This is a genomic window from Nocardia farcinica (genome assembly GCF_001182745.1).
GTDB lineage: Bacteria > Actinomycetota > Actinomycetes > Mycobacteriales > Mycobacteriaceae > Nocardia > Nocardia farcinica.
Genome location: NZ_LN868939.1, coordinates 1,804,305 through 1,816,391 on the forward strand (window position 1 = coordinate 1,804,305; position 12,087 = coordinate 1,816,391).

The window sequence follows — 12,087 nt, forward strand, 5'->3', positions numbered from 1 at the left end:
TGCGGCGGTGCGGCCGGGGTTCGGGCTAGCCTTGGTTATGGACGCTGTCACAGTTGTCCCTACGCCCGCCAACGAGCCGGTGCATTCCTACGCTCCCGGGAGTCCGGAGCGGGAGCGGTTGCTGGCGCGGCTGTCGGAGATCTCCGCCGAAACCCTCGATGTGCCCCTGGTGGTGGGCGGCAAGCATCGGCCGGGGATCGGGGAGCGGCACGACATCCGCGCGCCGCACCGGCACGACCTGGTGCTGGGGACCTACACCGATACCACCCACTCCGAAGCCCAAGCCGCCATCGATGCGGCGCTCGCGGCGGCCCCGGACTGGCGGTCGCTGCCCTTCGACGACCGCGCGGCGGTGTTCCTGCGCGCGGCCGACCTGCTGGCCGGGCCGTGGCGGGAGACGCTGGCCGCGGCGACCATGCTCGGCCAGTCCAAATCGGTCGCGCAGGCCGAGATCGACGCGCCGTGCGAGCTGGTCGATTTCTGGCGGTTCAACGTCGCCTTCGCCCGCGAGATCCTGGCCAAGCAACCGCAGTCCTCGCCCGGGGTGTGGAACCGGATGGAGTACCGGCCGCTGGAAGGGTTCGTGTACGCGATCACGCCGTTCAACTTCACCGCCATCGCGGGCAACCTGCCGACCGCGCCCGCGCTGATGGGCAACACCGTGGTGTGGAAGCCCTCGCCCACCCAGACCCTGTCGGCCTACTACACGATGCGCCTGCTCGAGGCCGCAGGCCTGCCGCCGGGCGTGATCAACATGGTCACCGGCGACGGGGTGCAGCTCTCGGAGATCGCGCTGGCCGATCCACGGCTGGCCGGCATCCACTTCACCGGCTCCACCGCGACCTTCCAGTACCTGTGGCAGGAAGTGGGCGCGAACATCGGCCGCTACCACGGCTATCCGCGGCTGGTGGGGGAGACCGGCGGGAAGGACTTCGTTCTCGCGCACCCCTCGGCCGACCCGGCGGCGCTGAGCACGGCGCTGATCCGCGGCGCCTACGAGTACCAGGGCCAGAAGTGTTCGGCCGCCTCCCGCGCCTACATCGCCCGTTCGGTGTGGCGGGAGATGGGGGAGCAGTTTCTGGCCACCGTGGAGGAGTTGCGTTACGGCGATGTCGCGGACCTGTCGAATTTCGGTGGGGCGCTGATCGATCGGCGGGCCTACGACAAGAACGTGGCCGCGATCGAGCGGGCCAGGTCGGCGGGGGTGACCGTCGCCGTCGGCGGCACCTACGACGACACCGACGGCTGGTTCGTGCGGCCCACGGTGCTCGTCTGCGACGACCCGGCCGACGAATCGTTCCGCACCGAGTACTTCGGCCCGATCCTGTCGGTGCACGTCTACGACGACGGCGAGCCCGGCGCCTATTCCGCGATCCTCGCCGAGGTGGAGTCGGCCGCGCCCTACGCGCTCACCGGCGCGGTGTTCGCCCAGGACCGCAAGGCCATCGAACAGGCGTGCACCGCACTGCGTTTCGCGGCGGGCAATTTCTACATCAACGACAAGCCCACCGGCGCGGTGGTCGGCCAGCAGCCCTTCGGCGGCGCCCGGGCCTCGGGCACCGACGACAAGGCGGGCTCACCGTTGAACCTGCTGCGCTGGGTGGCGCCGCGCACCGTCAAGGAGACGTTCGCACCGCCCACCGACCACCGCTACCCGCACATGCGGACCTAGTCAGACCAGCGGTTTGCCCGCCCGCAGGCGCCTGCGCAGGTCCCACAGGTAGAAGTTCATCGGGAACAGGCGCAGCGCCCGCGGCAGCCGCCGGTGCACCGCGCCGATCACGAGTAGCAGCAGTCGCAGCGCGTGCTCGCGCATCGGCGACCAGGTCATGCCCATCTCGTCGCGCAGATGTTGCGGCAGCAGGCCGGTGACGACGAACCGGTGGAACGGCGCGTTGAGACGCAGCGGCAGCGGCAGCATCCTCAAGTCGATGAGGCCGTCGAAGTAGGCGCGGGTGCGCGCGTCGATGGACTTGGTCGCGAGCTCGGCCGTCCAGTATTCCTGGAACGCCTGCCGGTCGGCGGGCCACATCTCCGGGCGCATCTGCAGGGTGGTGCCCAGTCGGGCGGAGTAGGCGTAGAGGGCGTCGGCCGTGGCGTCGTCGAGCGGGCCGTGCAGGCGTTCCTCGGTGTCGAGGATGCCGTAGAACAGGCAGGCCGCCACCCACAACTGCAGCTTCGGGTCGAAGGCGTTGTACTTGACCGGGCTCTCGGAGGTGGAGCGGACGCTGCGGTGCGAGGTGTTGACGGCCTCGCGGTAGGCCTCGCGCTCGGCGTCGGTGCCCATCATGGCGACGGCGAGGTAGGTGAGGGTGGTACGCAGCCGCTTGAACGGGTGCAGCGTCACCTTGCCGGAGTCGACCGTGCTCTCCAGCACGCCGTAGGCGACCGGGGGGTGGCTGAGCTGCATGATCACATTGGCGGTACCGCCGAGGAAGGCGGCGATGCCGCTCCAGAACTCTTCCATGTGGAAGTCCTCGCCGGTACCGTAGCGGCTGCTCGGCGTCGGTTCGGGCGTCGTTGCACGAAGGGGCGCGCTCATCGTCGTCCTCGTCTTTCCGTCTGCGAGAGGATGAGAAGATTCTCACCTCAGACTCTCACTGCGACGGTCCGCTGTCAAAGGAGATGATGGCGGCGGGAATGAGAGGAATGTCGGTGAACCTTCTCACCGGCGGTCGCCGCTGTCAACGGCCGGGCGGACGCTGACGGTATGCGATGCTGGCAGTGTCATCGTTTCGCGCAGGCGGATGAGGTGAGGAAGACATGGCGAGGTTGACCAAACTGCTCCCGCTGGTCCGCAACAGCGGCCCCGAGGACACCAATCAGAGCCGCGTCCTGGACGCGGCCCTGCTGGCGTTCCTCGACTTCGGCATCAAGCGGACCAGCATGGTGGAGGTCGCGCGCCGCTGCGGGCTCTCCCTCGCCACCCTCTACCGGCGCTTCGCCAGCAAGAACGATCTCATCGAGGCCGTCGCGCTACGCCAGACCCGCGACTTCATCACCGGGGTCGACGAGGTGCTGGCCCGCCAGGTCGACCGGGACGCGGGTGCCGAGGACCAGATCGTGGAGCTGTTCGTCGCCTTCCTCAAGGGGCTGCGCGAGAACCAGCTGGTGCATCGTCTGCTGGCCACCGAGCCCGAACTGGTGCTGCCCTTCCTCACCGTGCGCGGCGCCCCTATCATCGAGCTGGGCCGCGACTACCTGTCGGAGTTCATCCGCCGGCTCCAGGACGAGGGCAAACTGCCCGCCTACGATCCCGAACCGCTGGCCGAGATGATCGCCCGCACCGCGGTCTCGATGGCGCTCACCCCGCAGACGGTCATCCCGCTCGGCGACGACGAACAGGCGCGCCGGTTCGCCCGCGACCACGTCGTGGTGTCGTTCCGGGTGCCGCAGGCCGAGGTCAAGGCCCCGTGAGCACCGTCGGCAGCTCGACCAGCGCGCCGAGGACGTCGGCGGTCTGCTCGTCCGGGCTGCCGTAGGTGTGGGCGGCGACGGTGAATCCGGGGCCGAAGGAGGCCGAAGCCACCTCGGGCACACCGAAATCCGACCAGCCCCACTTGGTGCCGAGCACGCCGGGGATCTGCGCGGTGCCCCAGTCCTGCGGGGTGCCGTCGGCGGCCGTCGGCGCGGCGGTGGCCATCCAGCCCAGGATCGGGGAGGCCGGGTCGGTCCGGGTCTTGGCGGCCAGGAAGGTCGCGACGTCGGCGGTGCTGGTGCTGGATGTCGTCCAGTCCGCGCCCGCGGTCTCGGTGAGCCCGTATTCGGTCGCGATCGCCTCGATCGCACCCGGGTACTTCGCGGCCAGCGTGCTCGCCGCGCCGTCGTCGGAGTAGCGGATCATCCGCTCGCCGAGTTCCAGATCCTGCGCCGACCCGTCCCCGTGCCGCAGCGCGTAGTCGACCAGGTAGAGCTTGGCCAGCGAGAGCGCCCCGCGCCGCTCGTGCTCGTTGCCGGTGCCCCAGGCCATCCCGATGTCGGTGCGCACCGAGATCGCGGTCCGCGGCGGCACCTGCTCGGTGTCCTCGGCCGGCTCGGCCGCGGCGAACCCTGCCGTGACCGTCAGCCACGTCCCCGCGACGAGCGCGGCCACCATCGTCCGGTTCCGCACGGCACACCTCCGGCTGGCTCGCTGATGCACCGGTAATCACCGGGTACGCCGGTTTCAAACCTCGCGGGTGCGGCCGGATCCATTCACACCAGGGGCAAGCCCAGGCGGCGGCGCAGTCGCATGTCCCAGAGGAACGCGTTGACGGGGAAGGTCTTCACGGGGCGGGGCAGCCGGTCCTCGACCGCGCCGACGGTGGTCAGCAGGCGGGCGAGGCGGCGGTCGTCGCGGGGACTCCAGCGCATGCCCATCTGCTCGCGCAGGCGTTCGGGGAGCAGTCCGGCGACCATCCAGCGGTGGAACGGGGCGACGGCGAGTCGCACCGGGCGCGGGAACATCTTCAGATTCACCAGGTCCCAGAAGTACTCCCGCACGGGCGGGTCGATGCGGGTGGTGGCCAGGTGCTCGCGCCAGTAGGTGTCGAAGGCGGCGCGGTCGGGCGGCCACTGGGCGGGGTGCATCTGCAGGGTGGTGCCGAGCCGTTCGGCGGCGCGGTAGAAGCCGTCGGCGGTGCCGGGGTCCATCGGGCCGTGCATCCGCTCGTACAGGTCGCGCGCGCCCCAGTACAGGCAGGCCGCGACCCAGAGTTGCAGTTCGCGGTCGAAGGCGTTGTAGCGGACGGGGCTGTCCGGGCCGGAGCGGACGGCGCGGTGCGCGGCGTCGACCGCGGCCCGGTAGGCGGCGCGCTCGTCGTCGCTGCCGAGCATGGCCACGGCGAGGTAGGTGAGCGTGGTGCGGGTGCGTTTGATCGGGTGCAGCATGATCTTGCCGCTGTCCACGGTGCTCTCGAGCACGCCGTAGCCGACGGGCGGCAGGCTCAACTGCATGATGACGTTGGCGGCCGCGCCGAAGAAGGCGGCCGAGCCGTCGAGGTGGTCGCGGATGTCGTAGGCGGGCGGCTCGTGCCGGGCGGGCGTGCGCAACGGGCTGGTCATCACGGCCCCGTTCTCGTCGTTGAGAGGGATATGCTTCGACGCTCTCACCGTGTCGCAGGTGTGTCAACAGTCGCCCGCGGGCCTCGACCGATTCGTGACGCGACGGGGGAGACGGCGGCCGCCGCGGCCCCGCGCAGTAGGTTGACCCCATGGCGTTCGGTGCACCCCTGCTGCTCAGTTCCCTGAATCCCGCCGCGGTCGCCGCGGGCGCCGACATCCCCGACGCCGTCACCATCGACGGCGTGACCCTCTCGCGCAGCGATCTGCTCGGCGCGGCCACCTCGGTGGCCGAACGAGTGGCGCGTGCGGAGCGGGTGGCGGTGCTGGCCCGCCCGACGGTGCGCACCGTGCTCGCGGTGGTCGGCAGCCTGCTCGCCGGTGTCACGGTGGTGCCGGTGCCGCCCGATTCCGGCGCGGCCGAACTCGCCCACATCCTGGCCGATTCCGGCGCACAGGCGTGGCTCGGCGACGCACCGGACCACACCGATCTGCCGGTGATCCCGGTCCGGGTGCACGCCCGCTCCTGGCACACCTATCCCGAACCCGACCCCGCCGCACCGGCTTTCGTGCTCTACACCTCCGGCACCACCGGGCCGCCCAAGGGCGTGGTGCTCAGCCGTCGCGCCATCGCCGCAGGCCTGGACGCGCTGGCCGAGGCGTGGGAGTGGACCGCGAACGACACTCTCGTGCACGGGCTTCCGCTGTTCCACGTGCACGGGCTGGTGCTCGGGGTGCTCGGCCCCCTGCGGGTGGGCAGCCCGCTGGTGCACACGGGCAAGCCGACCCCGCGGGCCTACGCCGAGGCGAAGGGCACGCTGTACTTCGGGGTGCCGACGGTGTGGTCGCGCATCGTGGAGGATCCGGAATCGGCCCGCGCGCTGCGGGATGCGCGCCTGCTGGTCTCGGGGTCGGCGCCGCTGCCGGTGCCGGTGTTCGAGCGGCTGCGCGAACTCACCGGCCACGCGCCGGTCGAGCGCTACGGCATGAGCGAGACCATGATCACCCTGTCCACCCGGGCCGACGGTGAACGCAGGCCCGGCTGGGTGGGCGTGCCGGTGCGCGGCGTGCAGACCCGCTTGCGGGACGAGTCCGGCGTGCCGGTGCCGCACGACGGCGAGAGCATCGGCGGCCTGCAGGTGCGCGGCCCGATGCTTTTCGACGGCTACCTGGGCCGCCCCGACGCCACCGCCGCGAGCTGGACCGAGGACGGGTGGTTCAGCACCGGCGACGTCGCCGCCATCGACCCGGACGGATTCCACCGCATCGTCGGCCGCGAGTCCGTCGACCTCATCAAGTCCGGCGGCTACCGCATCGGCGCGGGCGAGGTGGAGACCGCCCTGCTCGGCCACCCCGCGGTGGCGGAGGCGGCCGTGGTCGGCCTCGCCGACGACGACCTGGGCCAGCGGGTGGTCGCCTTCGTCGTCGCGCGGGCCGGGCACGACCAGGACGACCTGCCGACGGCGCTGATCGGCCATGTGGCCGACCAGCTCTCGGTGCACAAACGCCCCCGCGAGGTGCGGGTGGTCGACTCGCTGCCGCGCAACGCGATGGGCAAGGTCCAGAAGAAGGCCCTGGCCGCCGGTGGCTGAGCACCGGCGGGCGCGGACTCAGTTGTGGGCGTGCAGGTCCTCGTTGAGTTCGATGCCGGTGCCCTTGCGGTGCACCACCTCGACCGCGCCCGTGGTGGAGTTGCGGCGGAACAGCAGGTTGTCGCGGCCGCTGAGGTCGGCGGCCTTGACGACCTGCCCGTCGGCGGTGGTCACCTTGGTGCCCGCGGTCAGGTAGAGGCCCGCCTCGACGACGCAGTCGTTGCCCAGCGGGATGCCGAGGCCGGAGTTGGCGCCGAGCAGGGACCGCTCGCCGATCGAGATGACGGTGGTGCCGCCGCCGGAGAGCGTGCCCATGGTGGAGGCGCCGCCGCCGATGTCGGAACCGTCGCCCACCACGACACCGGCCGAGATGCGGCCCTCGACCATCGAGGCGCCCAGCGTGCCCGCGTTGAAGTTGACGAAGCCCTCGTGCATGACCGTGGTGCCCGCGGCGAGGTGGGCGCCGAGCCGGACCCGGTCGGCGTCGCCGATGCGCACGCCCGCGGGCACGACGTAGTCGACCATGCGGGGGAACTTGTCCACGCTGTAGACGGTCACCGGGCCGCGGGCGCGCAGCTTCAGGCGGGTCTGTTCGAAGCCGTCCACGGCGGCCGGGCCGTGGTTGGTCCACACCACGTTGGCGAGCAGGCCGAACTGGCCCTCCAGGCTCACCTCGTGCGGCTTGACCAGGCGGTGCGAGAGCAGGTGCAGGCGCAGGTAGACGTCGTGCGCGTCGACCGGCGCGGCGCTCAGGTCGGCGATGGTGGTGCGCACCGCGACGACCTCGACGCCGCGGGCCTCGTCCACACCGAGCAGCGCGGCGTAGCCCTCGGGCGCCTCGGTGAGGCGCTCGGTGCCGGTCTCGGTGAACGTGCCGAGTTCCGGGCTCGGGTACCAGGTGTCCAGGACGGTGCCGTCCGTGGTCACGTTGGCGATGCCGACTGCTGTTGCTCCCTGAGTGCTCACGTCGTCAGAGGTTACCCACCCGCCCGGCGCCCGTGGTGGGCTACCTCGCGGTCGTAGGCTGGCCCGGTGACCATCGACCTGTCCGCCGATCCCATCGCCCTCACCGCCGCCCTCGTCGACATCCCCAGCGTCTCACTGGACGAGCGCGCCATCGCGGATGTCGTGGAACGGGCACTGCGGGAGCAGACCACCGGGTTCGAGGTGCTGCGGCACGGCAACGTCGTGCTCGCCCGCACCCAGCGCGGCCTGCCGACCCGGGTGATCCTGGCCGGGCACCTGGACACCGTGCCGATCGCCGACAACGTGCCGAGCCGCTTCGGCACCGGCCCCGACGGCGAGCAGCTGCTGCACGGCTGCGGCACCGTCGACATGAAGTCCGGCGACGCGGTGTTCCTGCACCTGGCCGCGACGGTGACCGACCCCGTGCACGACCTCACCTTGATCTTCTACGACGGCGAGGAGATCGCCGCCGAGTACAACGGCCTCGGCCACATCGAACGCGACCTGCCCGAATGGCTCGACGGCGACCTGGCCGTGCTCGGCGAACCCTCCGGCGGCTGGATCGAGGCGGGCTGCCAGGGCACGCTGCGGGTGCGGCTGCGCACCGCGGGCGTGCGGGCGCATTCGGCACGGGCCTGGATGGGGGACAACGCGATCCACCGGCTGGCGCCGGTGCTGGCGCGGCTGGCCGACTACCGGGCCAGGCAGGTCGACATCGACGGCTGCGTGTACCGCGAAGGACTGTCCGCGGTGGCGGTGCGCGGCGGGGTGGCCGGCAACGTGATCCCCGATGTCGCCGAGGTGGACGTCAACTTCCGCTTCGCCCCCGACCGTGACCTGGACCAGGCGATCGCCCACGTGCGCGAGGTGTTCGCCGGGCTGGAGGTGGAGTTCGAGGTGACCGACGCCGCACCGGGCGCGCTGCCCGGCCTCACCGCGCCCGCGGCGAAGGCGCTCATCGAGTCGGTGAACGCGCACGGCGGCGGCGGGGTGCGGGCCAAGTACGGCTGGACCGACGTGTCGCGTTTCGCCGCCCGCGGCATCCCCGCGGTGAACTTCGGTCCCGGCGACCCGAACCTGGCGCACAAGCGCGACGAGCATGTGCCGACCGCGCAGATCACCGCGGTCACCGCGATGCTGCGCGCCTACCTCACCGGCGCGGTCTGAGCGTCACCGAGCATCCGTTCGGCGTTCACCGCCGCGGCCGAGTGCGGTGGCACCGGACCGGTAGCGTGAAAGCATGTCGATCGATGTCCCCGAGAACGAGGTAGGCGCCGAACCGCGCAACCGGGCAGCCGCCAAACCGAAGCCGACCGCCAAGTTCCGTGGCCCGATCATGTTCCGCCGGGACCGCAAGCCCGGCGTGCGCACCGCCGACCGCAACCTGCTCGACACCAGGGCCGACGGCGACTGGGTGCACACCGACCCCTGGCGGGTGCTGCGCATCCAGGCCGAGTTCGTGGAGGGCTTCGGCGCGCTGGCCGAACTGCCGCACGCGGTGACCGTCTTCGGGTCGGCGCGCACCCCGGTCGACCACCCCGAGTACGAGGCCGGTTACGCCATCGGCGCGGCGCTGGCGCGGGCCGGCTTCGCGGTGATCACCGGCGGCGGCCCGGGTGCGATGGAGGCCGCCAACCGCGGCGCCAGCGAGGCGGGCGGCTACTCGATCGGCCTCGGCATCGAACTGCCCTTCGAGCAGAGCCTCAACGACTGGGTGGACCTGGGCATCAACTTCCGCTACTTCTTCGTCCGCAAGACGATGTTCGTGAAGTACTCCGAGGCGTTCGTCTGCCTGCCGGGCGGCTTCGGCACACTCGACGAACTGTTCGAGGCGCTCACCCTGGTGCAGACCGGCAAGATCACCCGGTTCCCGATCATCCTGTTCGGCAGCTCCTACTGGGCGGGCCTGGTGGACTGGATGCGCGGCTCCCTGGAGGGTTTCGGCAAGATCTCGCCCGGCGACATCGATCTGCTGCACGTGACCGACCACGTCGACGAGGTGGTCGACATCATCGCGCGCGCCGCCGAGCAGCGCGCCGAGCTGGACACCTACGGAACGGAGGATCAGTGGTGACTCGCGCACCGTTCGCGGTCTGCGTCTACTGCTCGGCCAGCACCACCGACACCGAACAGCTCGCGCTGGCGACCCGCGTCGGCGCCGAGATCGCCCGTCGCGGCTGGCAACTCGTCTCCGGCGGCGGCAACGTCTCGATGATGGGCGCGGTCGCCACCGCGGCCCGCGCGGGCGGCGCCAACACCGTCGGCGTGATCCCGAAACACCTGGTGCACAAGGAAGTCGCCGACGTCGACGCCGACGAGCTGATCGTCACCGACACCATGCGCCAGCGCAAACAGATCATGGAGGACCGCGCCGACGCCTTCCTCACCCTGCCGGGCGGGATCGGCACCCTCGAGGAGTTCTTCGAGACCTGGACCGGTGGCTACCTCGGCCAGCACGACAAGCCGGTCGTCGTGCTCAACCACGACGGCTTCTACACCGGCCTGTTCCGCTGGCTCGACGAACTCGCCGAGCGCATGCTGGTCGCCCCGGCGGCGCGCAAGCGGATCACCGTCGCCGACGACCTCGACAGCGCCTTCGCCGCACTGTGCCGGGCCGAACGGGGGAGTGCCGCGGCGTCCTGAGGGAATCCGGATGAGCAGCAGACAACGGCACACCCCGAGGAGACCACAGACGTGACCACCCAGACCCGCACCACGGTCGGCCTGCTCGATCTCGCCCGTGCCCTGCCCGGCATGGCCCTCGACGCCCCGGTCATGGCGCGCAACGCCCTCGGCATGCTCACCGGGCCCGGCGCCAAGGCATCGGTCGGGCTGTTCTTCCAGCGCACCGCGCACCGGCACCCGCACCGCGTCTTCCTGCGCTTCGAGGGCGCCGCCTACACCTACCGGGAGGCCAATGCCGAGGTGAACCGGTACGCGGCGGTGCTGTCCGGGCGCGGCGTCGGCCGCGGCGACGTGGTCGGGGTACTGATGACCAACCGGCCCGAGACGCTGTTCGTGGTGCTGGCGACGGTGAAGCTCGGCGCCACCGTCGGCCTGCTCAACCACAACCAGCGCGAGAAGGTGCTCGCGCACAGCTTCGGCCTGCTCGACAGTGTGCTGAACGTGGTCGGCGCCGAATGCCGGGAGGCGCTCGAGTCGCTACCCGAGCCGCTGGCGAACGTCCTGGCCGCCGAGGAACTGCACGAGGCCGCCCGCGGCGCCGAGGCGAGCGATCCGGCGGTCTGCGCCGAGATCACCGCGCGCGAACGAGCTTTCCTCATCTTCACCTCGGGCACCACCGGCCTGCCCAAGGCCAGCGTGATGACCCATCACCGCTGGGCCAAGAGCATGCACGGCCTCGGCGGTCTCGGAATCCGCTTGCGCGGCGACGACGTCATGTACTGCTGCCTGCCGCTGTACCACAACAACGCCCTCACCGTCGCCCTCTCCGCGGTGCTCGCCGCCGGCGCGACCTACGCACTGGGCAGGCGGTTCTCGGCGTCCGCGTTCTGGGACGAGGTGATCCGCGAACGCGCCACGGCGTTCATCTACATCGGGGAACTGTGCCGGTACCTGCTGAACCAGCCGCCGCGGCCGACCGACCGGCAGCACCGGGTGCGGCTGGCCGTCGGCAACGGGCTGCGCCCGCAGCTGTGGGACGAGTTCACCACCCGCTTCGGCATCGACCGGGTGGTCGAGTTCTACAGCGCCAGTGAGGCGCCCATCGCCTTCGTCAACGCGTTCGGGGTGAGCCACACCGCCGGGTTCGGGCCGCTGCCCTACGCGATCGTGGAGTACGACGAGGAGACCGGCGCCCCGCGCCGCGGTCCCGACGGCAGGCTGCGCCGGGTGCGCTCCGGCGGCGTCGGCCTGCTGCTGGCCAAGGTCACCGGCAGGCAGCCCTTCGACGGCTACACCGACCGCGAGGCCACCGAGGCCAAACTGGTCCGGGATGCCTTCCGCCCCGGCGACGTGTGGTTCGACACCGGTGACCTGGTGCGCGATCAGGGCTGGTGGCACATCGCCTTCGTCGACCGGCTCGGCGACACCTTCCGCTGGAAGGGCGAGAACGTCGCCACCACCGAGGTGGAGAACGCACTGGCCCACCACGATTCGATCGCCGAGGCCGTGGTGTTCGGTGTCGACGTGCCCGGCACCGACGGCAAGGCCGGCATGGCGGCGGTGACCCTGCACCCGGATGCCGAGTTCGACGGCCGCGGGCTCGCCCGGGTCGCCTACGAGCAGTTGCCCTCCTACGCGGTGCCGCTGTTCCTGCGGGTCGTGCCCGAGCTGGAGCAGACCTCGACCTTCAAGAGCCGCAAGGTGGAACTGCGCAAGCAGGGCTACCAGCCGGACGAGCACAGCCAGCTGTACGTGCTGGCCGGACGGACCGACGGCTACGTGCCCGCCTACGACGACTACCCCGCCGAGGTGGCGGCCGGGCGCGCGCCGAAGAACTGATCGGGGCCCTCGGTACAGTCGTGGT

The 12,087-nt window shown here is 71.2% G+C and carries 11 protein-coding genes; 7 read left to right on the plus strand and 4 right to left on the minus strand.

The window, feature by feature from the left end; genetic code table 11:
• Positions 1-37 precede the first annotated feature (37 nt).
• Positions 38-1,672, plus strand: coding sequence for an L-glutamate gamma-semialdehyde dehydrogenase (gene pruA / locus AMO33_RS25145; protein WP_060594505.1), 1,635 nt, complete (start codon positions 38-40; stop codon positions 1,670-1,672).
• Here the strand turns inward: pruA and AMO33_RS25150 are convergent, their stop codons facing one another.
• Positions 1,673-2,542: an oxygenase MpaB family protein gene (locus tag AMO33_RS25150; protein ID WP_060594506.1), complete on the minus strand. Its 870-nt coding sequence runs from the start codon at positions 2,540-2,542 to the stop codon at positions 1,673-1,675.
• Positions 2,543-2,763: 221 nt separating this feature from the next.
• Between AMO33_RS25150 and AMO33_RS25155 the strand changes: the two genes are divergently transcribed.
• Positions 2,764-3,417 (plus strand): TetR/AcrR family transcriptional regulator, encoded by a 654-nt coding sequence (locus AMO33_RS25155; protein ID WP_011211282.1) that lies wholly within the window; start codon positions 2,764-2,766, stop codon positions 3,415-3,417.
• Here AMO33_RS25155 and AMO33_RS25160 read toward each other — a convergent pair.
• On the minus strand, positions 3,404-4,111 hold the full coding sequence (locus tag AMO33_RS25160; protein ID WP_373368913.1) for a hypothetical protein: 708 nt from the start codon (positions 4,109-4,111) through the stop codon (positions 3,404-3,406). The genes AMO33_RS25155 and AMO33_RS25160 overlap by 14 nt on opposite strands.
• Before the next feature lie 83 nt (positions 4,112-4,194).
• Complete coding sequence (locus AMO33_RS25165; protein WP_060594508.1) at positions 4,195-5,043, minus strand: oxygenase MpaB family protein; 849 nt, start codon at positions 5,041-5,043, stop codon at positions 4,195-4,197.
• 149 nt (positions 5,044-5,192) lie between these two features.
• On the opposite strand from AMO33_RS25165, the gene AMO33_RS25170 reads away from it, so the two are divergent.
• Positions 5,193-6,632: an acyl-CoA synthetase gene (locus AMO33_RS25170; RefSeq protein WP_170916176.1), complete on the plus strand. Its 1,440-nt coding sequence runs from the start codon at positions 5,193-5,195 to the stop codon at positions 6,630-6,632.
• A gap of 18 nt (positions 6,633-6,650) precedes the next feature.
• Here AMO33_RS25170 and dapD read toward each other — a convergent pair whose 3' ends face one another.
• Positions 6,651-7,598 carry a 2,3,4,5-tetrahydropyridine-2,6-dicarboxylate N-succinyltransferase gene (gene dapD / locus AMO33_RS25175; RefSeq protein ID WP_011211278.1) on the minus strand — a complete coding sequence of 316 codons (948 nt, stop codon included), beginning with the start codon at positions 7,596-7,598 and terminating at the stop codon, positions 6,651-6,653.
• A gap of 66 nt (positions 7,599-7,664) precedes the next feature.
• On the opposite strand from dapD, the gene dapE reads away from it, so the two are divergent.
• The 4 genes from dapE (at position 7,665) to AMO33_RS25195 (ending at position 12,062) form a co-directional block, all read left to right on the plus strand.
• Entirely contained in the window at positions 7,665-8,765 is a 1,101-nt protein-coding gene (gene dapE, locus AMO33_RS25180) for a succinyl-diaminopimelate desuccinylase (RefSeq protein ID WP_060594509.1), read from the plus strand.
• A gap of 169 nt (positions 8,766-8,934) precedes the next feature.
• The gene (locus AMO33_RS25185) at positions 8,935-9,672 is read left to right on the plus strand and encodes an LOG family protein (RefSeq protein WP_228787931.1); all 738 of its coding nucleotides are present in this window, start codon (positions 8,935-8,937) and stop codon (positions 9,670-9,672) included.
• Entirely contained in the window at positions 9,669-10,241 is a 573-nt protein-coding gene (locus tag AMO33_RS25190; RefSeq protein ID WP_082668859.1) for an LOG family protein, read from the plus strand. The genes AMO33_RS25185 and AMO33_RS25190 overlap by 4 nt, the downstream gene beginning before the upstream one ends.
• 111 nt (positions 10,242-10,352) lie before the next feature.
• Positions 10,353-12,062, plus strand: coding sequence for a long-chain-acyl-CoA synthetase (locus AMO33_RS25195; protein ID WP_228825240.1), 1,710 nt, complete (start codon positions 10,353-10,355; stop codon positions 12,060-12,062).
• Positions 12,063-12,087: the final 25 nt, after the last annotated feature.

What these genes read in the sequence shown, in the direction of transcription:
- AMO33_RS25170 (WP_170916176.1), top strand. Translation starts at nt 5,193, where the DNA reads ATGGCGTTCGGTGCACCCCTGCTGCTCAGTTCCCTGAATCCCGCCGCG.
- AMO33_RS25155 (WP_011211282.1), top strand. Translation starts at nt 2,764, where the DNA reads ATGGCGAGGTTGACCAAACTGCTCCCGCTGGTCCGCAACAGCGGCCCC.
- AMO33_RS25150 (WP_060594506.1), bottom strand. Translation starts at nt 2,542, where the DNA reads ATGAGCGCGCCCCTTCGTGCAACGACGCCCGAACCGACGCCGAGCAGC.
- AMO33_RS25165 (WP_060594508.1), bottom strand. Translation starts at nt 5,043, where the DNA reads ATGACCAGCCCGTTGCGCACGCCCGCCCGGCACGAGCCGCCCGCCTAC.
- AMO33_RS25185 (WP_228787931.1), top strand. Translation starts at nt 8,935, where the DNA reads ATGTTCCGCCGGGACCGCAAGCCCGGCGTGCGCACCGCCGACCGCAAC.
- pruA (WP_060594505.1), top strand. Translation starts at nt 38, where the DNA reads ATGGACGCTGTCACAGTTGTCCCTACGCCCGCCAACGAGCCGGTGCAT.
- AMO33_RS25195 (WP_228825240.1), top strand. Translation starts at nt 10,353, where the DNA reads ATGGCCCTCGACGCCCCGGTCATGGCGCGCAACGCCCTCGGCATGCTC.